16 protein-coding genes and 1 pseudogene are annotated in these 22910 nt (G+C 47.8%); 4 read left to right on the forward strand and 13 right to left on the reverse strand.

Annotated elements, in window-relative coordinates; translation table 11 throughout:
- Positions 1-32 precede the first annotated feature (32 nt).
- The 3 genes from G3352_RS17875 to G3352_RS17885 are packed head-to-tail and all read right to left on the reverse strand — an operon-like array spanning position 33 to position 1635.
- Positions 33-590, reverse strand: coding sequence for a DUF4825 domain-containing protein (locus G3352_RS17875; protein ID WP_163758456.1), 558 nt, complete (start codon positions 588-590; stop codon positions 33-35).
- A complete protein-coding gene (locus G3352_RS17880; protein WP_163758457.1) occupies positions 587-1279 on the reverse strand; it encodes a permease prefix domain 1-containing protein in 693 nt (230 codons plus the stop codon). The genes G3352_RS17875 and G3352_RS17880 overlap by 4 nt, the downstream gene beginning before the upstream one ends.
- On the reverse strand, positions 1276-1635 hold the full coding sequence (locus G3352_RS17885; protein WP_163758460.1) for a PadR family transcriptional regulator: 360 nt from the start codon (positions 1633-1635) through the stop codon (positions 1276-1278). The genes G3352_RS17880 and G3352_RS17885 overlap by 4 nt, the downstream gene beginning before the upstream one ends.
- 71 nt (positions 1636-1706) lie before the next feature.
- Here G3352_RS17885 and G3352_RS17890 point away from each other — a divergent pair, with 71 nt between their 5' ends.
- Entirely contained in the window at positions 1707-2357 is a 651-nt protein-coding gene (locus G3352_RS17890; RefSeq protein ID WP_163758465.1) for a hypothetical protein, read from the forward strand.
- Between the two features lie 117 nt (positions 2358-2474).
- Here G3352_RS17890 and melA read toward each other — a convergent pair whose 3' ends face one another.
- Positions 2475-3980, reverse strand: coding sequence for an alpha-glucosidase/alpha-galactosidase (gene melA, locus G3352_RS17895; protein ID WP_113054582.1), 1506 nt, complete (start codon positions 3978-3980; stop codon positions 2475-2477).
- A 180-nt stretch (positions 3981-4160) separates the two neighbouring features.
- Complete coding sequence (locus tag G3352_RS17900; protein ID WP_163758758.1) at positions 4161-5123, reverse strand: AraC family transcriptional regulator; 963 nt, start codon at positions 5121-5123, stop codon at positions 4161-4163.
- Between the two features lie 227 nt (positions 5124-5350).
- Here G3352_RS17900 and G3352_RS17905 point away from each other — a divergent pair, with 227 nt between their 5' ends.
- Positions 5351-5953: a histidine phosphatase family protein gene (locus tag G3352_RS17905; RefSeq protein WP_163758467.1), complete on the forward strand. Its 603-nt coding sequence runs from the start codon at positions 5351-5353 to the stop codon at positions 5951-5953.
- 160 nt (positions 5954-6113) lie between these two features.
- Here the strand turns inward: G3352_RS17905 and G3352_RS17910 are convergent, their stop codons facing one another.
- From G3352_RS17910 to G3352_RS17945, 8 genes and pseudogenes are all read right to left on the reverse strand, one after another.
- On the reverse strand, positions 6114-8456 hold the full coding sequence (locus G3352_RS17910; protein WP_163758760.1) for a rhamnogalacturonan lyase: 2343 nt from the start codon (positions 8454-8456) through the stop codon (positions 6114-6116).
- A gap of 633 nt (positions 8457-9089) precedes the next feature.
- Positions 9090-11522: pseudogene (locus tag G3352_RS17915) on the reverse strand (glycoside hydrolase family 6 protein).
- Positions 11523-12073: 551 nt separating this feature from the next.
- On the reverse strand, positions 12074-13183 hold the full coding sequence (locus G3352_RS17920; RefSeq protein ID WP_163758469.1) for an efflux RND transporter periplasmic adaptor subunit: 1110 nt from the start codon (positions 13181-13183) through the stop codon (positions 12074-12076).
- A 66-nt stretch (positions 13184-13249) separates the two neighbouring features.
- Positions 13250-14614, reverse strand: coding sequence for an FtsX-like permease family protein (locus tag G3352_RS17925; protein WP_163758471.1), 1365 nt, complete (start codon positions 14612-14614; stop codon positions 13250-13252).
- Complete coding sequence (locus G3352_RS17930; RefSeq protein ID WP_163758472.1) at positions 14611-15315, reverse strand: ABC transporter ATP-binding protein; 705 nt, start codon at positions 15313-15315, stop codon at positions 14611-14613. The genes G3352_RS17925 and G3352_RS17930 overlap by 4 nt, the downstream gene beginning before the upstream one ends.
- A gap of 232 nt (positions 15316-15547) precedes the next feature.
- Positions 15548-16705 carry a hypothetical protein gene (locus G3352_RS17935; protein ID WP_163758474.1) on the reverse strand — a complete coding sequence of 386 codons (1158 nt, stop codon included), beginning with the start codon at positions 16703-16705 and terminating at the stop codon, positions 15548-15550.
- Entirely contained in the window at positions 16702-18165 is a 1464-nt protein-coding gene (locus G3352_RS17940; RefSeq protein ID WP_163758476.1) for a sensor histidine kinase, read from the reverse strand. Before G3352_RS17940 ends, G3352_RS17935 begins: the two co-directional genes overlap by 4 nt.
- Positions 18162-18875 (reverse strand): response regulator transcription factor, encoded by a 714-nt coding sequence (locus G3352_RS17945; RefSeq protein WP_024628875.1) that lies wholly within the window; start codon positions 18873-18875, stop codon positions 18162-18164. Before G3352_RS17945 ends, G3352_RS17940 begins: the two co-directional genes overlap by 4 nt.
- A 206-nt stretch (positions 18876-19081) precedes the next feature.
- On the opposite strand from G3352_RS17945, the gene G3352_RS17950 reads away from it, so the two are divergent.
- Together G3352_RS17950 and G3352_RS17955 are read left to right on the forward strand one after the other, a co-directional pair.
- Entirely contained in the window at positions 19082-19558 is a 477-nt protein-coding gene (locus G3352_RS17950; protein ID WP_163758478.1) for a sigma-70 family RNA polymerase sigma factor, read from the forward strand.
- Positions 19559-19763: 205 nt separating this feature from the next.
- Positions 19764-22574, forward strand: a complete 2811-nt coding sequence (locus tag G3352_RS17955; protein ID WP_481856307.1) for a chitinase N-terminal domain-containing protein — start codon at positions 19764-19766, stop codon at positions 22572-22574.
- The last annotated feature ends 336 nt before the right edge of the window (positions 22575-22910 follow it).

Consider the following 22910-nt stretch of genomic DNA (forward strand, 5'->3'; position numbering starts at 1 on the left):
GCCTCTTACCTTTTCCTTATCTTTGAACCAGCTTAATTGTCAACAATTTGTGAAAAAGCTTCTTTCACTTGTGCGGGCTCCACCAGCTTCTTACGCACCGATATATCCCACTCCCCCGGTTCCTGAAGCGTCTTCAGTTCTGTTCCGGCCCATTGCCGGGCGGCTTCACGGCTCAAAGTATATTGAACATCCTCAAATGAATAAAGCACATGCTCCAAATTATCAATCCATACAAAATTGGCAGCAGCGTTATATACAAGTATTCGTTCCAACTCTTCGGGCTTCATCTCGCTGGTATTCATCCTGTAATTGATCTGAGCCGTAAATGTCTCTGGAACCAACTGATACCCATTCAATTGGCCGTTTAGAGGCAAGGCTTGATTCAAATGGCTGAGATTAGAGAAGTCTCCCATATAAGCACTGCGATATTTCGCTAATGCCGCAAAATCATGGGTCAACGGATCTTGCTGCTCTGCTTCATACTGCGACTGCTTCGCCTCTATTCTCGGATTAACGATGCCCTCAACCACAATAACACCAAAAATACCGAGCATGACCAATGCAATAATCCATTTATTCTTTCCTGTCATATGACATCACCTACCTCATACTTGCCCACGATCCGATACGCCCTCTGCACGATCAAAGGAATAATAATACTTAATAAAGGTATGGCAAAAGCAATCGCGATTACCGCAAATTGATAGGGCCCCTCTACCTGTATCGGTCGGCTATACCAGATGTTGCTTCCAAATCGCAGCGCCGCCTGTGTACCCCATAACACAACGATGAGCCCTACCCATAACCACCACACTCTGCGCGTCCATTGCAAGAACACAGGTGTTCGAATAACGGTAGTGTCCTCTGGATCAGTCGAAGTATTTTTATTTTTCATCTTGTAAAATACATACGCTCCACCAACAATCACACTCATGATCATAAGCAAATTGTTAATGGTTGCGCCCTGGACCATGACTCTCATTGGAATGGTAATGATCCAGGCGATAAGACTATAGATCAAGGCAGACTGCAACACCGCAGTCCAATAAGGAACGCGATGCACCCTGCGATGATCACTCATGATCTGATCCATGCCAGCCACATGCTGAATGGCAGTCTGAAAAGCCTGCTCCTCGTCCATACCCTGCTCCATATAATCTTCAATTCGTGCAGCGAGATTACTGTGAATCTCTTCTTTTAACTCCTGATTAGCCAATGTATCCTGCGCATGATTGAACAGACGATTCACATGGCGGGTAATGCGAGCTTCCAATGTCATATCCCTTCATCTCCCTTTTCCCCGGAAATAATCATGCAGTCAATTAATGTTTTGGCTGCATGCCAAGCTTGAACTTGCTGTGTATAAGCTTCCTGCCCCTGGGTTGTAATTCGGTAATATTTGCGTCGTCCTCCCTGGGTCTCTTCCCCCCAGTAGGATTCCACATATCCACTCTTCTCCAGCCTTTTCAGACTGGAATAGAGCGTCGGTTCCTTTAATTCAAACCGTTCTCCACTCTTGCGATAAATTTCCTTAATAATGCTATAGCCGTAGTTATCCTTCGGTATAAGTACACTCAGAATAATGGGGTCAATGTTGCCTCGAATTAGGTCACTGTTAATCGCTTGTTCATCCATCTGCCAAATTCACCGACTTTCTTCAATCCTGGGTATACTATAAGACATATTACTATGTCTGTAAAGGTAATATGTATCGCATGGTAAATTTGCATTCCAATGAGCAACATTCTTCTCTTGCTTTTCGTCTGGAAGATATTAGGGAGGTGGCTAAAATAAAATTTATCATTACTATAAGAACGATAACTCTACTCGTGTTCCTCACAACATTGCTAATATTATCTGGCTGTAATCCTACTCCAAGTAATGGTACAAACGGAACTGCCTCACCGCCAGCGACAAATGCAAAGGAAACCGAAATGGGATCAAAACAGACTCAGGAATCGGAACCCAACTTACCTCAGAAACTGCCTACTCCAACTATCCAGAGCGAAAGCGGCATCTCTATTCCAGCTATACAGGGCAGTTATTGCTGGGGAGGTATGTGTGCTGACTATGCTAGCCTAAATTTTGAAGACAAAAGTCCGGTCCAAGTTCTTGTCGGTGAGGAATTATCCATAGACATGGGCATAGATATCCCCCCGGATGAGATAAGTATTTCTGAATATGTGGACAACCGCAATCAACCCATTACTTCAACGGATGGGACCTTCCAACTTCCCAAGAAACCAGGGACACATTATTACGGAGCATTCGTCCGTTGGTCTTCCCCTCAAGATTCACAAATCAGTCTGGGGGATACTTCTTTTACGTTTGTGGTTCATGTCGTTGAGAAAAAATAGAACCAAACAGGGCCCCTCCATACTGGAGAGGGCCCTGTCTACTCTTTTTATTTCTTATTCGTTTTTCTTATTTTTCAAATTCCGTTTATATTTCGTTGTTGTACATCCTGCCTCTATCTATTGCTGCACTTTCTCGCGATCTTTCCCTTTATCTGATTCACCCGCATTTTTGTTGGCGGCGTCGCGATCCTGCTGCATCTCCTCAACGGTTTTCACTTTGAGACGTGCAGCACCTTCATATTCCTTCGTAGGAATCAGGTTGCCTGCAGCAAGTCTTGCTTCTGCCGCGGCAATCGCATCACCATATTGCGGCAACCATTCGGCTTGGGCGACCAGCATCTCGTCAACCATTTGCCAGATCTCTTTTGGATTACATACCGCACCTACGAGTGGGTCCATCATGAACGCCTGACGCAATAGTTTATCGTCACCATGTACCGCAGCTTCAACCGCAAGCCGTTGAACGGAAATGCTCACATTACACACGGCAGCCGGGCCGAGTGGCAGGTCGCCTACATGTGGCATCGAAATACCATTACGGTCCACATATCCCGGTGCTTCGATAATCGCATCATCAGGCAGATTGGAGATCACACCGTTATTGACGGTATTGAAGTGTCCACGATATACACGCCCAGTTTCCAATCCTTCTATAATGTAGGAACCATGTTCTCCGCCTCGTTTTTCCGGGGCAAACTGCATCGGTTCATCCTTCATCCAGTTCGGGAAATCTGTCTCAAACCAATTTCTGCCCTCTGTACACACACGCAAATATCCACCTGTCTCGCCATTAATCCAGCTGTCCAGATCAATCCAATCCTTGATCTCCTCTGGACGTTTGCGGTACCAAGGCACATATTCGCTAAGGTGACCATTCGATTCCGTACTGTAATAACCAAATCGGCGCAGCATATCAATCCGCACTTTCTCGGTGCGGCTATACTCTGGATGTTTCTCGAAGGCTTCGAGCAAATCACCTGTAAGGTCTTTCCCTTCATGGGATGCCTTGATGTACCAGGTCTGATGATTAATTCCGGCACATACGATATCCACTTCATTCATTTTCAATCCAAACGCTTCCGCAATCTGGTGATGCCCATGCTGTACCCCGTGACATAGTCCAATCGTGCGAACACCGCCATACTTGTTGCAGGCCCATGTCAGCATAGCCATCGGGTTGGAATAATTGAGGAGCAGCACATCCGGTGCGCTTTGCTCACGAATATCTTTACAGATGTCGAGCATCTCGGCAATTCCACGCTGGCCATACATAATCCCACCTGCACACAACGTATCGCCGACACATTGATCTACCCCATATTTGAGCGGAATATCCACATCGGTTGCAAAAGCTTCCAACCCGCCCACACGGATTGTACACAGTACATACTTCGCGTCCTTGAGCGCTTCTCTCCGGTCCGTTGTCGGCTGAATCTGAATATTCAGTCCATTCTCGCGGATATCGCGCTGACACAGCTCGGTAACCATGTCCAGATTGTGCTGATTGATATCACAGAACGCAATCTCAATATTGTTGAATTCCGGTACCGCGAGCAAATCCCGCAGCAACCCCCGTGTAAATCCGATACTGCCCGCCCCGATAAATGCTACTTTAAACGACATGCACAGTTCCTCCCGTAATCCGAGTATATTCGCCCCGGTTAATGATCTCACTTCATGAAATCATTGTAGCAACGGGTTGTAAGGAAGCGTTATCAAAATCATGACCTCTTCGAAGCGAGGTTGTCAAAAATCCTCACTTTTGCATCAACCGTGCCGTACTTTCCAGATAAACTGCACGATTTATTCTTCAGCGGGATAATGACTGACATGTCGTTCCATCGAAGAACGGAATTCAACCGGAGTTCGGCCTGTATATTTCTTGAATAACATATGAAAATACTGTCTGCTCCCCACGCCCACGTAATCGGAAATTTCGGAGATTGGAATATCTGTCTGCTGCAGCAGCATCTTCGCCTTTTCCATTCGGAGCATCGTGAGATAATCGGTAGGCGTGCGCTGCGTGTGCTGGCGAAAAATACGGTGCAAATAGCCTGGATGCAGATTCACCGCTGCCGCGATATCCTTCATTTGAATATTGCGATCCATATTGTGATGCATGAATTCAATCGTACGTTTTACGTACAGCTCCGTCTGATCCAGCGCACTTCGGTTAATTTCCCCGCGAAGTCGTGCGACCCGCACCAGCAGTTGGATAAACAACGTGCGTACCAGCGTACCTTGCTCAGGCGACTTCAGATCACGGGATTCGCGATGATGCGAGCGTTCCTCCGGCGGGATGATCCGCATGGGTGCAGAAGACCGTCCCTTCTCCATCAGTCCACGCTGATCCAGCTCCAGCACCAGGCTTTTCATAATATGGTACACCTCTTCGGGGTCAGGCAAAACCAGATAAGGCGAGGCATCGGATAGAAAAGCATGGACTTCTTCCTCTTCCAGCGCAAGCTGGCGAATGGATGGATGCCCTGGCTCCGAACGGGCAACTCCAAATTCCACATTGAGCATGCGGCACGGGACGCCATCCTCCACCAGCAGACGGTGTGGAAGCCCTGCGTCCAGCAGAATGAACTGCCCTTTTTTTAATACTGCCTGTTCGGAGCTGCCATCCTGCATCTGTACATCGACCCGGCACATTCCCGAAATAATGTACATGATCTCCGTGGAATCATGATCGTGATAGGACATCTGGTAGTTGTCCCATTGCTTGTAATAATACGCGTAAAAACGCGGTCCATAATCCTCCATGCGCAGTTTCTCCTGAAACAGACTGCCTGTCCAATGTTTTGCTTCCAATGCCTGCACCTCCGTTGCTGCAACGATCCTCACTTTTCTCCATTGTAGCAAGTCTAGGCGATGTATTTCACCCGTGAAGAAGAAAAATCATTGTGATCATAAATTAGATAATAATATAATTAGTTATGAATCTAATCGATCTGTTTTTATCCAATCTACAAGAAGGAGGTCGTGAGACTATGAAAACTACATTTTATTTGGTGAGGCATTCATTAAAAGAAAAGCGCATCGGTGATGTTCCCATCACATCCGAGGGAGTTGTACAAGCTAAGTCAACAGCACTTCGTTTAGCTATCGTACCTGTCACCAAAATCATTGCAAGCCCACTTCAAAGAGCGATCGACACTGCGGCACATATTGCTCTCCAAACAAACGTTACAGTGATGGAAGACCCGCGTCTGCGTGAACGCGCCAACTGGGGTGACCTGCCTGAACAAACATTTGACGAATTCATCGCGATGTGGGACCGATGCACATGTGATCCAGACTACCTCCCACCCGTGGGTGATTCCTCTAAGCAGGCTGGTGAACGTTTGGCCTCTTTCCTAACGGAATTAACGAATGTAGAGCCACCAGATGGCCATATCGTTATCGTTACCCATGGCGGGTTAATTACGGATTTTCTGGTAAACACATTCCCGGAGCATGAACTTAACGTCTGGCATCCTGATTTTATCGCCATGCAAAGTCAGCTGATTCCCGAATGCTCCATCACCACATTGATTCATGAAAACGGGAAGTACACCATTCAAGGTTTTGCATCCGTAGCACATTTGAAATGATGATGCCGTATGTTGCTTCAGTTTAGCCATATCAAAAAAAACTCCGGGTAACCTCCCGTACGCTAAACGCACTGAGGTTACTCCAGAGCTTCACTTTAATACAACAGCAAAGACTTCCTATAACAAAATAATACTTTTGGATACCTATCGCCTATACTTCTCAATTTCCACCCTTACCCGACTTGGGCGTTTGGAACTTCGGTAGCGTAACCTTCGACCAATCGATATCCGATGCCATGTAGAAGGATGGATAGGACGGCTGATTGTATCCACTGTTCTGTCCAGCAATACCGACACGATACATCGCATCGTGCATCAGCGTGTACAGTTTACGGTCAGTCTTCTCGGTGCTCAGGTAGATGCGGATCGCCGAGCTGTCCTCAGTTCTCACCAGCATCTCTTCCCGCCAATCCCCGAAGATATCCGCAACGAGAGATGGCGTACCTTTGGTATAATTGTTAGTCAACGTTCCGGTTGCGGTCAGCAGCGTACCTCGATTCCAATCTTTAATCGTAGGTGTAACATCGATGGCACCATCCACGATCTGAGTTGTCATATCGGCGGCCCATCGTATATTCATATTCGTGCCAGGGGCTTTATCGCTTATTTTCTCACCGCTGGCCGTCCACAGTCCCACAGCCCATATCTCCAAGCCGCGGCGAGTCGGGTCCACATCACCGATCATGCCACGTCCGGTATCTTTGCCCGTATACCCGCCATAGATCACTTTCCCAGTCTTCGCATCCCGCAGGGAATATCCGTATGGCGCCCAAGGACCACCCTCATGCACCATGAAGATCTCCAGTCCTGGACGATCTGGATCAATATCCGCTACATGAAGTGCATCCCCATGGCCTAGACGTGCAATGGTTCCCGGAGCAGCACTCTCCGCAGGCATCAGGTCCTTGGAGCTGTACAGCACACTGCCATCATGGTCAATCGTGGCCGAGCCATACACAATCTCCTGTTTACCGTCTCCATCCACATCAGCGACACTGAAATAATGTGCGCCTTGCGTTGTAATTGAGCCATACACCGGATCTGTACCATCCACTCCATGCGGACCGTCATTGAACGGATTCTTCATCGGCGTCCAGCCACTATCCACTTTCCATTCACGCTTGAGCTTTTTGCCATCCCAGTTGTAGGCGACCATGGTTGAACGTGTGTAGTACCCTCGTGCAAAGATTGCAGACGGTTTCTTTCCATCCAGATATGCCACGCCTGCAAGGAAACGATCTACCCGGTTCGCTGGTTCAATACGCGCCATTGCGTAATCGCCCCACATCAACCCATCATCCTGCCGTCCCGGTTCATAAGGAATGGTCTCCAGCTCTTTGCCCGACTCTCCTTCGAACACCGTTACATACTCAGGTCCATCGACGATAAAACCTTCGAACTTGCGCAGCTCATTCTTGTCACTGCGGCTTGGTGCATACACATCGATGAAGTAATCGGCCAAGCTCTCAGCATCCTTCTGAGACAATGGATAACTATACTTTTTCTCAATCCCAAAAGCTTCCTCCAACGTAGCAGGCCAGTTGCCCTTCACGACCTCTTCATGTTTATGCCAGTTCTTGAACATATCCACGACATGATCATAGTAACCATCTGCACTTAAACGGTAATCATCTTCGTTGGAGTATCCTGCCTTACGATCCTGCTTCGGAAGGGTGATGTATTTCTCTGAAGTGACCTTTCCTTTTTTGTTATATTTGATAATCTTGGTTCCCGGTGCGGTCTTGAACATCAGCTCAGCCTTGCCATCCCCGTCAAAATCATAAACGAGCATCTGTGTATAATGAGCACCCGAACGGATGTTAACCCCGAGATCGATCCGGTACAACAATTGTCCGTCCAGCGTGTAACAATCCACGTAAGTTTTACCGGTGTAGCCTTTTTGCGAGACATCCTTGGAGTTAGAAGGGTCCCATTTTACAAAAAACTCATACTGACCGTCCCCATCCACATCACCCACACTCATGTCATTTGCAGAATACGAGTAGGCTTCTCCCACTGGCGTCACACCATCGGCCGGTTTTTGCAAAGGAATATCGACGTAGCCGTTCGCCCAAGGTTTGACAGCTGCACTGCGTTTGCTCTCCTTGCCCTTATTGCTTACTGCTGCCACTTCATAACGGGACGACGATTTGCCTGAGGCATCAACATAGTTGGTGCTGTCGGTGACCGTAGCAATCTTCTTGCCATCACGATATACGTTGAAATCCGTGCCTGTCAGACCTTTATCGCTATACCCTGTAGCCTCATCACCAAGCAATCTCCAACTGAGAAAAACACCCTCGGAAGTAGACGCCGCAACCAGACCGCGATCAAGATACTCAAGCTGAATGTCTTTCAAAGAACTACCTCCCTTATGTGACTGCACGCTGGCCTCAGCCGCGCTGTTCTCACTGGGAGCTGCTGCTCCGCTCGCACCCGCTGTTCCCGCAACGAGCAAAGCAACGCTTAGTGCCGAAGATAGCATTTTGGCTGCAAGTGGCATACGCACCTTCCTGCGATTGGAGTGCATACCTGAAACCGATCCCTTATGTATCGGCGCTGTTATTTTGGATTTCATCGACCTTCACTCTCCTTGAGACAGAATGGGTGATGCTTATGGCTGTGCTTGGATCGTGGCGACATCCGTCAATCCATACAGACGTTCATATCCTTCAAATTTCACTGAATGCGCTTACAATAATATAAATGAATAACTCTCCTGAACAGACTTCTTTGACTCCGTCCCCCTTCCAATCTCTCTCCATCAGAGCAGCTTCATCCTGCCCATCGGGTATTATTATAGACATCCCACCTGCTGTGACATAGGCAAATATCCGTCCAAAACGATCAATATTCAGTGTTGTTCAGGTCTCTAACGATACGAGCACACCTTATTACGAAGATTAGCGGGCAATAGAAAAACTAACGAACTCCAGTACGTTATCTGGTAAAAACCATCGGAAACAGAGTAAACACAGGGCGAAAACCTGGTAATAACGTGTATACGATTCGTTAAAACATTGCACCAGCTCCATTACACGAAATAAGATGCACTCCATTCGTTAAAATTGAAAACAGGGGCGCCCCCCAGTCATGAACATGACTTGGAAACGCCCCTGTTTCGTATTCGCTCCTTTTAAGGCTCAATGCCCCAGACCAGGGTTCCGCCTTTGTAGAGGGTCACCTTGTTCCAGTCCTGATAGGATGATTTGGTTGGATCGTAGGAATAATCATTGGTTTCATCAAAGTTGCTCCAGTCCGTTTTGTACATGCGGAGCTGGATATCCCCGGATTGTCCACCTGCCTGGATCGCACCTGCTCCAGAAGTAAAGCTCAGCTCCACATAGGAATCGGTGAATGTGCGTTGGATGTTATCACCACCGACCTGAGCCCAGTCAATTGCAGAGTCCATCGCTGCGGTACCTTCTTTGGAAAAGTAATAACGGATTTTCAGATCACTCAGGTTTACAGCCGTGTTACCTACGTTTTTGATGTTGAAATACGGTTTGATTTGGTTATCTGCCGCGTTGGTATCTCCCGCACGATATTGCAGAACTAGGTCACTGGTCGGAACAACTACACTTTGTGGTGTTGCAGAAGCTGCAGCAGAATTGACACTTTCCCCGGCAGCGTTCACGGCACTAACCACATAATGATAGGTCATTCCATTGGTCAGCCCTGTATTCGTGTAGGATGTGCCGCTCACGCCCGCAGCAACCGTAGTGAATGGACCCGATGCACTCAACGCCCGCTTCACGTTATAACCTGTCGCTCCTGCAGAAGCCGCCCAGGACAAGCTGATTTGCGCATTGCCTGCCGTAGCTGTCAGAGCTGTTGGTGCGGCAGGAGCGGTTACGCCTGCAACTGGCACAGCATTTTGTACTGTCGAATTCACACTCTCACCCGCAGCATTCACGGCACTAACTACATAATAGTAGGTTGTTCCATTGATCAGACCTGTGTTGGCATACTATGTGCCGGTCACGCCCGCAGCAACCGTAGTGAATGGACCCGATGCACTCAACGCCCGTTTCACGTTATAACTGGTCGCACCTGTGGAGGCTGTCCAGCTCAGGGAAACCTGTGCGTTACCTGCTGTCGCAGACAGTGTTGCCGGAGCTGCTGGAGCTGTCGTTCCACCCCCTCCACCATTGCTGGCAGGAAGAACAGGGAATGAGTTTTGCACCAGCATGACGAATTGGTCATGGAACCAGTGACCTGACACTGGTGCATTAGGCAGTGCACCCGTCAACACACCATCACGAGTTGTAAACGTTGGATCACACATCCGGTCGAAACCTTTTCCTTCGTTGTTCGGAATTTCCGAGCTGGAGCCATCAGACTCACCTGGAGGTTTGACCCATACATAGGCATCCAGATGGGCTGGTCCTGGTGCTGCTTTAGGTGCTTCACCTATCCCTGCTCCACTGTTATTACACCAGTTCCCCCGGTGATCACGCTTATCCACACGCCCGGAATTCACATACGTGTTAATATCACTGCCTGTGGCAGACGTTGGACGGTTCACCCCGCCCCATCCATTTCGGCTGGTATCAATAAGGAAGCCTGTGCTGGCCGGCCAGCCAGCTTGTACAAATCCGCTATACAGTGCCGCAGTGAAATCGGTTTCGTCAAAGTAAGGATTCCACTCGTAAAACTTGGAAGACTTGATCGGTTGTCCGCCGATGTTCAGATCCGGATTAGGCAGATTCGGTTCATTCAGCGGTGTGCTGTTCGCCGTGTTCGTAATGAAGCCATCCGCGCTGTTCAGACCTGCTACTGTTCCTTGGACAACGTTGGTATACAGCGAGATTGCACCTGTACGGTTGTTATCCCACCCAAGCCAGCCGGAGTGACCAATATCCAGATAGTTGTACACATTCGGAATGGCATGCAGCTTTTCCAAGGCGTATTTCACGCCAGCTTCATAGATGCCTGTTGAACTCGCCTGGGCACAAGCTGGTGTACTGAGATTAGTTACCAGATTGGGCAGACTGTCCGGCTCAATGATAGCGATGATGCGAATGTCCTGATACTTGGGCTTTGCAAAAATATCGGCGATTACATTGATATAATCATTTCGATACGTCTGCAGGGCAGCCTGTGTTAGTGGAAGTTCACCATTGGATGCAAGGGCATGACAATCCCGCCCAGGCAAGTTGTAGATAACGAATGAAGCGGTAATGGGAGTACCTGCTTTCTTTTGTGCCAAGGCAGCATCCAGATGCTGCTCCACACTTTTGCGTCCGGCATTGTCTGTTCCACCATTAATGGCTGCGATACGGTCGATCCAGACTGCCGTTGGATAGGATTTGACCGTTTCCATCTTGGCTTTTAACGACGCATCACTGGTGAGGGCAATGGACGTATCCACGAGAGCGGAATAATCCTGGTTTAAATACGCTGTAGCTCCGACAAACGGATTATCCACATGCGCTTCAGCCGCCTGACTCACTCCTGGAGCCATGCCCGGGAAGATTCCCGCCGCGAGCAGCGTTGCTGCCAGCATTTGTTTTACACTTCTGCGAAGCACCTTTCCGCCTTTCGATAAGGTTTTCGATCTTGTCATTAGGGTTCCACCTTTCCTGTACTTGGATTGGGTATATACTCATGTCTGATCCTCTGTGTCGGCAAGATGCTATGCACGGTAGAGAACGTATGGATGAGCTGTAGGGACTTCACCTCCATGAATGTAGTTCAGTTGGGTCAAGCTAGGTCAACCACAATAAGGTGTGAAACAAGAAACAGAAATGGTGTCTTACACTGAGGTTAAGTGACAAAGCAAGGGGAATAACATCTGTAGGTGTGTGCGGGTGATCTTTGGTGAACGGCTTTCAAGGCATTGCTCAGACTTAAATGAAGTAAGCGCTTACTTTTAGAGGTTTTAAAAAAAGGCTTACCCTCGATACAAACCTCACATCGCGTGTCCACCTCCTTATGAATCGATTATAACTCATGTAAATATTACTGTAAATTGAATTTATTAAAAATTATTATATTTAATTCCATAAATCTAGCAGGAATTCTGAGATGTGCCTCCCCAAGCCATAAAAAAGGCTCATCACGGGCTTATCCCCCGTAATGAGCTAATTGACATAGCATATTCTCAAGCTCTTTTTTTTATGGAAGCACTACAATATCTCCTGGTTTCAAGCCGTTCAATACTTCAGTCTTGTCATCTGTCTCGATGCCTGTTTGAATCGTCTGCTGTACATATTGCCCGTTGCCCTGATCCAGCATCACATATGCCGTATCCTGATCCCGCATGACCGCCAGCGTGGGAACGACCGTCGCTTTCTCCTTGCGCAGCGTTTCAATCTTGCCTTCCAGACTTAATCCACCGATCAGCTTGGCGTTTGGCTTCAGATCAATGATAATATCGAATTGGGACGGCTGCTTCAGATCTGTCTCTGTTCCCTTTTTGGCAAACTTGGAGATTTTGCTGACCTTTCCGGTTAACGGAACCTCCTTGTTTCCCGTCATATGTACACTTACAGGCATACCTGCTTGGATTTTGAATAGCTCCTGCTCGCTAATGGTCGCCACAAATTGTAGTTTGCCTGTGTCCACAATGGTACCCACATACTGACCTTCACCCACCATACGTGTCTTAGTCTCCGTATCGTTTATCAGAAACACACCGGATACCGGCGCGTACACGGTGGATAAACCGATGACCGCTTTCTTGGCCTGAACCTCCTGCTCCTTTACAGCGATGGATTCCTTGTTCATTTCGTTGGTCAGTCGTTTTGTTTCCCGCTCGGCGAAGGCTTTCTTCCGTTCTTCTTCGGTAACCCCCAATTGCTCTGGGCCCTCTCCCTGAGTAAGACCAATCTCATTCAATTGAGCTTCCAGCCTCGATTTCTCAATATCGGTCTCCAACTGCTGCACTTCCGTCTGCAATGCTTTCGAATCAAGCGAGAACATGACGGCTCCCTTGTGAATGTGCTCCCCATTCTCCACATTCCACTGCTTTATTTTCGAGGCAAAAGGAGCGTACACATCCGTCTGTTTGGCATAAGCCGACTTGCCTTTGACCTGAATTTCCTGCGTGATCGTCTCCTGTGTGACTTCAAATGTAATGGGCTGCGGGGCCTCGATGGGCGCTTCGGGTACCGGTTTATATTGCTGGTACAGGAAGTATCCAGCGCCTGCGAGCAGTCCGATCATGATGATTCTCTTTAACCATTTGCTTATTGCCGAGTTCTTCATTGCCGTATGTCCCTTCATTGAATCTGTCTGTTGATTCTGTCTGTTCAGTCCCTAAACTGTGCTTCCCCTGTATCTCTGCTTTATTTATGCCGATTTAATTACCTGCAACGCATTTGTACGCGAGGCGCTAATCGCCGGATAGATTCCCGAGAGTACTCCGGTGAACACCGCAAACGCTATACCAGCAGGCAGGGCCGACGTCTCAATAACCACTTGGAGAGGTGTGCTTGCCTCCATTGAGATTTGTCCTTGGAGTAGTCCATTTACCCCCTGAATGGCTCCGTAAGCGATGAAGACACCAACAATGCCACCCAACACTCCAAGTACAGCAGCTTCAGTAATGAACATCTGCCTGATCTGCCACAGATTGGCTCCCAGCACCTTCATGACGCCAATCTGTTTGCGGCGCTGATGCGTGGACATGATCATCGCAACAATAATGGACAGCGAAGCCAGCAACATGACGAATATCCCTATACCCATAGCGGCCTTCTGGTACATGCCAAGCTGTTCCTTCATCGCCTGCTCCTGATACAGATTGCTGTCTGTCATCAATGTCAGCTTCTGAATCTGCTCCTGCACCTGTGCCACATACTTTTTGTCCTCTACCTTCACGAGCGCCGAGTTCAACCGTCCTGCTGCCGCGGCCTGTGCCTGACTGCTCTGGAACTGTTCCGCGAGCATCCGGGCGGTTTCGAGGGAAACATAGACTTTTTTGTCATACATCGCATTGTTCTCACTCATGCCGCCAAGTACTTTCAGCACACCCGTCACTCGCAAAGGCGAACTTGTTTTGGCTTTGGACGAATCATTCATGTCCTGATATTTCAGGTTAAACTGTGCCTGAAACAGCTCGGTTTGGGTAGCCATCAACGCCATATACTGCTGTATAAACTCGTCATTAAACGAATCCTCCATGAGCTTGTTGTTCAGTTCGCGGATCACCTCGGCGTCCACAAGTCCGAAGGTTGCACCGTAATTCACAATAGCGGCTCCGCTAATCCCCGATGCCCCGCCTTTGTCAAAACGGTAGCCGAAACGGCTCAATGATCCAAGCTCTGTCCCGATGACTTCCACATTGGAGCTTTTGCCATCCAATGTAGCCATCTCCAGCATATCCAGCTTCAGCATCGGAGCAACGGCGACAACATGTGGAAGGCTGGCAATAATATCGATTTTTCGAGCCGTCAGTGCTCCGCGTTCGAAGGTGGACGTCTGCCCATTGCTTCCGCTCGAACCGATTCCCTCATTGGGAGATACCGTAATCTCATCCATTTTGTAATTCTCATTTAACGTTTTCTCACCATAGACCTGTACCGACTGCCCCACGCTTAATGCAATAATCATAGCTGCACAACCGATGGACAGGCCAATCATGCACAGTAGAGTTACGACCTTCCTGCGCACAATCTGTCCCCATGACATTCGCAACACATCCAGAACTCTCACAACCGCTCTCCTTGCTCTACTGCCTTGGACTGGCCACTCTCCACCAAGCATCCGTCCTGCAATGTAATGACAACCTGCATCTGCTCCGCCACTTCAGCCTCATGCGTGACAATAACAAATGTTGTATGCATCTCCCGATTCAGCTGTTGCAAAATGGAAATGATCTCTTCCTCCGTTCGCGTATCCAGGTTCCCGGTAGGCTCGTCCGCGAATATGACGGACGGCTCCGTAATCAGTGAACGCGCAATGCTGACGCGCTGCTGCTGCCCTCCCGATAGCTGGGAAGGGAATAATTCGGACTTGCCGACAAGGCCAACCTGTTCCAGCAGGTGCATCGCCTTTTGCCTACGCCGTGATGGGCGAATGCCCTGAAACACGAGCGGCAGCTCCACATTTTCCCGAATCGTCAGGTTCGCCAGCAGCTCATACGCCTGAAAAATAAAGCCAATATGTGTTCGGCGGAATTCCGCCAGTCGGTTCTCACTCATACGCACAATATCCTGATCTGCTATAAGGATCTTGCCTGTGTCCGGCTTCATCAGACCTGCCATTAGATGCAATAACGTCGATTTGCCTGAACCGGAGCTTCCCAGCAGTGCAACCATCTCACCCTTACCCACGGATATGTTAATGTCCTGCAATACGGGAACAGTCCCTTGTGCATTGCGGAATGTGTGTGACACCTGTTCTACTCGCAGCATGAATCCGGCTTCCTCTCATCGATGTAATAGAGGTAATTATAGCCATCAGATGTATCGGTCCAATCTGGACTTGTATCCAATTTGTAAAATCAGCCTTTAGCGCATTGGATTGAAAGGCCTTCTTTGGATTTATGCAAAATGTTCAAATCACAAAAAGGCCCTATGGGTTCAGTCCTTAACATAGCGACTTGATTCCATAGGGCCTAATTTCTGAGCTTTCATATTCACATCTTTACCAAGCTCGGAAGCTAAACCGATATAACTCGCTTTTTTCCATAGAGCTCCCGACAACAAAGAGATTGCTGTCATTCCATTTCAACTTGATAAAGTAATCGATATTTCGGTAGATAACTGTATCGGACCCCAGCTTGCGGTCATTCAGATAGGCAATGTGCACCTCGTTCTTCTGTCCTTCGAGTGTCAAAAAATAGGCAATGCGGGACTCCTCCTCATCCAGATCGAAGCTCCAGATGGGCCCTTTGACCAGCAGCTCAAACTTCTTGGTATCCTCTCGATATCTATACAATCCCTGTTCGTTGTTGATCATGCCCTGAATCAGCATGTCCCCATTCTTCAATACCTTAAACTGCTGTATATCCTGGGCAGGGGTGTATGCGGTGATATCATTTTTGTCGTTCAGAGAGAAGCTATAGACGGCGTAATTTTCTTTCAGTTTAACCAGCACATACACCCGTGATAAATCCCGGCTAATCTCATATGAATCCAGCATAATCAGCGTATCATCCGGACTTGAAATGTTACTCACCTGTGCAACCTTGGCAACTAACTCATCATAACTGTACAATTCGTGTTTCTTTCCTGTACTCAGATCCACCATGTTGAACACCAGGTCATCATATCCGATGTAGGATTCATTACCTACAAAGACGCGTGAATAGGAGTTGTCATTCTTCAGCTTGTGATGTTCTCCAGTTTTCAAGTCATATTCATAGGTTGTCTTCTGCGCCTGAGTCGATCGGTATTGGGAATAAATCATCTTGCTCTGATCCGGACTCAGAGTAATGCCATACTCTGTATTTGTGGCGATGTCCTTCAAGAGATTATCATCCATATGCAGCTGTGACAGCTTGATCCCGGTATAGGAACGATCCGGCCGATTCAATATGACCGTGTTGGGATCTGCTACTTCAAAATCATAAATGGCAAAGTCATTGGGCAGCTTGGTAGCCGACTCAATCTGAATGGTGCTGCTTGGCGGCGGGGTGAGACGGCTGTTGAACTGTTTATCCGGCAGAATGACGGTTCTGGGCTTCCCATGTCCAATGCTGAACAGGCTACCAATGCCAAAGATACCTCCAACAAATACAATCAGCAAACCGGATAACATAAGCATATCGCGATATCTGCTCCAAAATCCTCGTTTCTTCATACGTCCGATTCTCCAGGCAGACTGATATTCACCTGTGTTCCCTTATTTAATATACTCTTCATTTCCACCGTTCCCCCATGCTGCTCCACCGTGTTTTTCACAATTGACAAGCCCAGCCCAGCGCTTCCCTTCTCTGTCCTGTTCATTCCATTATCCCGATAAAAGGGTTCAAATACATGCTTCAGCGCTTCCTCCGGAATGCCTTCTCCTTCATCACGAATCAGTATAGCTACTGAATCCCCCAGCCGAAATGATTGGACCTGAATGATGGAATTCACATTCCCGTATTTGACCGAGTTATCCAGCACATTCAAAAAAACTTCCTTGAGCTTATTCCAGTCTCCCTGAACATACAGCATTTCTTCCAGTTCATAGCGAATGCCAATATTGTACTTGCCCGCCTTGATGGACATGTCTTCGCAGGCTTCCCGAATAATATTCGATACATTCACCCGCTCAAAACGGAAGGTCTGAATCGGTGTAGATGATACGGTCACTTCAAGGATATCCGCAACCATCACGTTGAGGCGTTGGCTCTCATTGATAATATATTTCAAACCTTTATCGAAGAACGCTTGATCTGTAAATCCATTATCCCGCAAAATCTGGGCATACCCCAGTATCGTGGTCAGCGGTGTCTTTAATTCATGCGTCACATTGTCAAAAAAAACCTTGTTACGTGCCTGTAAATGCTTGACCTCATCCCGTTCTCTTTCAATCACGTCTATCTGCTCCTTTACCCGAGCAATCATGACCGTAAAGCTGGAAGCCAGCTCTCCAATCTCATCTTTCGTAGAGATGTGGATGTCTGCATTCAGGCTGCCTTGTGCAACTTCGGCTGAACGTTTTGTCAGCACACGAATCGGCTTCGTAATCTGGCGTGAAATAAAGACAGATCCAATGAAAACAAACACAAAAATGACGGCTGCAAAGCCCTTGATGGTGTTCTGAAATCGCAGATGCCGTTTGAACAGATCTGTATAATCCCTTTCCAGCTGGATAATGCCAAGGATGCTCCCCTCCGACAGCACAGGGAAGGACAAATTCCCTGTTACTCTGCCTTTGTCCACCACGGTTGTATAGGCGATCTTTGATTTCATGGCAGCCTGTAGATCAGAGGTTTGAGCAGCAGCCAGCTTCGCCTCCGCACCCACGGTGCTAAACGGAGTGCCATCAGATCGATAGACCATGACCTTGCCGCCTACTGCGGAGCCGATCTGTTCTGCGAGGTCCCGATTCCCTGTTCCCAGGGAGTCCTCACTAATCCGTTTGTTATGAATCAGGAAGTATTGATTGAGCGCGATATCCAGGTTTTTTTTGGATTGCACCATGTCCTCCTGCACTTCCCTGTACATGTTCTCCTCACCCACTTTATTCGAAATAATGAGCAAGGCCGAAAAACCGATAAATACGATGACCGAGAAAAGAACGACCATTTTGAACTGGATCGTCCACTTCATGTATGCACCTGAATATTCAGTTTGTATCCTACGCCGAAGACCGTCTCGATAAGTGAAATCCCCTGCTCCCCACTATCCAGCTTCTTGCGGATGCGCTGAATATGAATGTCTACCGTCCGGGTATCTCCGGGAAAATCGAATCCCCACACTTTATCAAGCAACTCGGACCTTGTATGTACTTTGCGGTGATGGTTGACCAAATATAAGAGCAGATCATACTCCTTATTGGTCAGTCCGGCGCGTTCCCCATCTTTCCAGACTTCACGCTCATCCTTGCGTATCTCAATATGTCTGCCAAGCCGTACCACTTCATAAGACTGATTCTCCAGCGTCTCGCTGATTAGATCAATCCGGCGGAAAATGGCCCGAATGCGCACAACTACCTCACGAATGTCGAATGGCTTGGTAATATAATCGTCCGCCCCCAGCTCCATGCCGAGCACCTTGTCCAGCATATCGGACTTCGCCGTAATCATAATTACGGGAATCTTCGAATTCACAGAAAGTTGTCTGCATACATCGAACCCGCTCATATCAGGCAGCATCAGGTCGAGCAGAATCAAGTCTGGTCTGGACTCTCTGAGCAGATCTAAGCCCTCTCTGCCTGTTGCTGCTTCAGTCATCTCAAATCCTTCCTTGCGCAAAGAATAGGACAGGATGTCGCGAATGGACTCTTCGTCTTCAATAATCAAAATCTGTTTCGGTCTCATGATGAATCTTAATCTCCCTGCTCTATGAATTTCATCTGCCTTATATTTTGTATCTCTGCTCCAGGATTGAACAGAGGTTCACCGGAAATGTTACAACTCGGATACAAGTCTGGCGTCTTTGGAAACATCATCCCGATATACTTGGAACACAGAGAACAAACCAGACCGGACAAAGCCAGAACGGTATCCAAAGGGGAAAACATCACGTGAACAAAACAACCATTCATGATGCTTATATAAACTATAAATCAGAAGTGACACGGTATCTATCTCAGATCGTCAAAAATCAACAGGATGCAGAGGATCTCACGCAGGAGTGCTTCATTCGAATGATGAATGTATCGGCAGATATTCCGGAAGAACGGCTTCTCTACTACCTCAAAAGAATTGCCCGTAACCTCGCCATGGATACATTCCGCAAGCGAACCCGTACACTGAAGCGGGACAGCAAGTTGGAGATGCAGACGTATCACTGTGATACATCCGAATTGGAGATCTCTGAAGGTGTTAACGACCTTGTGTCGATCATTAATAATACGGAGCATCGCAAAATTCTTGAATTACGCGTGATTCACGGGTACACCATCAAGGAAACCGCACAGCTCGTTAACCGTAGTGAAGGCATGATCAAATCCTCGGTATTCCATGCCGTCAATCGCATTCGGGCCAAAGTCATCTCATAAGAGATGGCTTTTTTCATGAGCAGAAATGACGTGAAATCAACATCTGATGTTAGAAAGTATCAAAATTTACTCTATCGAGCATGACAAAGGACTTATTTTTACAAAAGTCGAGTTCGTTTTTACAAATTGTTATGACTATGTGAGATTTTGGTGTGTTAGAATATGGACGAACTCATGTTTTAACTAATATTTGGGAGGGATTTGGTTGGGTAAATTGACACGTATGCGAGGAGTATGGGTAAAATCACTCCTGGCATTATCCATGGCATTGCCGCTTCAGATTGGATTGTGGAATGGAGACGCAACGGTTCAGGCCGAATGGGCAACAGACCCTGCACCGTTCATTCAGGCAAAGGTTGTTAATGGAAATGCAGGCAAGAAAGTATTGTTCGACAATACTCATGCACAGACAGCCGGAGCGGCTGACTGGGTCATTGACGGAGGCTTCTCGGACTTCGGCAATGCACTCGCGAATGATGGATATTATGTAAAGGAACTGCGCAAGACGACTCCTTTTACCTATGACGATCTGAAAGAATATAACGTGTTTGTCATTGCTGAACCCAATGTTCCCTTCAAAACGACAGAACAGGCAGCCTTGAAAGAGTATGTAGAAAAAGGCGGCAGCATCTTCTTCATTGGAGATCACTACAATGCTGACCGTAACAAAAACCGCTGGGACGGTTCTGAAGCGATTAACGGCTATCGTCGTGGCGCATTCGAAGATCCAGCCAAAGGTATGAGCACAGAGGAACGTAACTCTGAGGCTATGCAAAATGTAACCAGCACGGACTGGCTGTCCGATAATTTCGGCGTACGCTTCCGTTACAACGCATTAGGCGATATTAACGCTACTAACATTGTGCCTGCTGGACAGGCATTTGGTATTACGGAAGGTGTATCCGCTGTAGCCATGCACGCAGGGTCAACTCTTGCGATCACCGATCCAACAAAGGCTAAAGGTATTGTATACCTGCCGAAAACGAATGCAGCTTGGCCAAACGCTGTTGACCAGGGCGTATACAACGGTGGTGGAGTTGAAGAAGGTCCTTACGTAGCCGTATCCAAGTTGGGTGCAGGTAAAGCAGCGTTTATCGGGGATTCCTCTCCGGTTGAAGATGCTTCACCGAAATATCTGCGCGAAGAGACTGGCGCTCGCAAAACAACGTATGACGGCTTCAAAGAAGTTGATGATGGCAAATTGCTCGTCAATACCGTTAACTGGCTTGCTAATCAAGAAAGTTACACTAGCTTGACTCAAGTGAGCGGACTTCAACTGGATAATGCAACAGCATTGCTTCCGTTCGAACAACCTGCTGCTTCCACAGAACCACAGGCTGAACCTTGGGCCGCACCAGCTGCAGGATACAAGTGGTATGATCGTTCCACATTCAAAGCAGGTTCTTATGGTGGACCAGCTTCAAGCGCGAACGCTTCCTACAGCTTCGTGAAGCAGGACACCCTTCCTAATGCGGAGGATTTCCAGATCCGTGTGGTTGTAGAGAACATGCCTGCGAACACAACCGTTTCCGGTTACAGTGCAGGGATTTACCTGACTGGCGGAACACAGGTCGCCATGATTCAGAATGAAGGTGGTACATGGCCGACTTCGTATGGTTACAGCTCCAACTTTAGCGTAACTTCCGACAGCAAAGGTCGCGCAATCAAGGACCTGAATGTCCGCATTAAATCAGGTACAACGGGCGCTGCCAGTCTGCGTCTGCGTCTGAACGGCAGCAACCTGATCACGACTGCAGTTACCGTCGGCAATGTTCCGGCTGAGCAGCTTCCGGAAGAAGAAGGACCAATCCCGGCAACAATCAGCATTGCTGATGCACGCACCAAAGCAGCTGGTTCAACAGTTACGGTTGAGGGTGTAGTTACTACAGAGCCAGGCGCTTTTGGTGGACAATCCTTCTATCTTCAAGACACAACCGGCGGCCTTTATGTTTTCCAAAGCACTGGCGGCTTCCACGCTGGAGATGTGGTTAAAGTAACCGCAGCAACGGCGCTGTACAACAGTGAATTTGAGCTTACAGATATCGTAGCGATCGAGAAAACGGGTACAGCCTCCATCCCTGCTGCCCTTGAAGTGCCAGCAGTTACGGCTGCAAACCAAGGTCAACTCGTTCAATTGAAAGAAGTAACTATTGAGAACATCATCAGTGCAACACCGGTAGGTTCGTTTGAATTCGATGCGGTTGCAGCGGACGGAACAAGCACGCATGTACGTGTGGATACACGCACAGGTGTAACGCAAACGACCTTCCCTTATGCAGCAGGCGATAAAATCAGCGTGACAGGTGTTGCCGCTATTTTCAAAGATGTATTTCAACTGAAGCCTAGAAGCTTGAACGATTTCGTAGCAGTTGAAGAAGGCGGCGAAGAAGGACCTTCGACGCCAGCTGTTGGCGCACCAGGTAAGCCGGCGCTTACATCCAACAATGGTTACAGCAACGGTCTGTCCGAAGGATCTTATACGGTTACGATGAACCTCTGGTGGGGTGACAATGGCACAAGCTATAAGCTGTATGAAGATGGCGTTCTGATTGACACACAAAAACTGACAGACTCTACACCAGCGGCGCAAACGGCCCAAACAACGATCAATGGCAAAGCTAACGGTACTTATACCTATGTAGCTGAGCTGACGAACTCCAAGGGTACAACTCGCAGTGAAGTACTCACAGTACAAGTTGCGAATGCTGCCCCTGGCAAAGCAGTTCTCTCCCAAGACAATTGGGATGGGGACGGCAACTACAAAGTGACGATGAATCTGTGGTGGGGAACAAATGCAACAGAGTACCGTCTCTATGAGAATGGTCAACTGATCGATACCAAAGCACTGAACGCAGTAACACCTAATGCACAAAGCGCTGTGACAGATGTATTCGGTCACGCGAATGGAACGTACACGTATCGTGCCGAGCTGATCAATGCAGCGGGTGTGACAAGCACTGAAACGATTACGGTACAAGTAACGAAATCCGCTGTATCTCTGCCAGCAGCAAGCTAAGTCTCACTAAGGAATGCCTAACGTTTAACCAAGCATTGAAAAACCGAAGCAAGTTTGCCGGGACTCCAGGCACTCGCTTCGGTTTTTTTCTGTTATTTTTCTCTTAAGATCAGTTTCTCTTCAAAGTTGTTACCATTCATATCTGTCCACTCAATGACAATAGTTTGGTCTTCATTCCTACTAACCATTGAACCTTTTGTTCTCGTTATAGGTAACATTTTGCTGATATTAACTTCCTATAAAATACAAAAAGCAGCACCTGCTATTGCATGGGCTGCTCTTCCGATAGATCAATAATGGATTGAAACATATCCATCATGTTCTTTATTTTATTCA

The sequence above is a fragment of the Paenibacillus sp. ALJ109b genome (assembly GCF_010747435.1).
In the GTDB taxonomy this organism is placed as follows: domain Bacteria; phylum Bacillota; class Bacilli; order Paenibacillales; family Paenibacillaceae; genus Paenibacillus; species Paenibacillus taichungensis.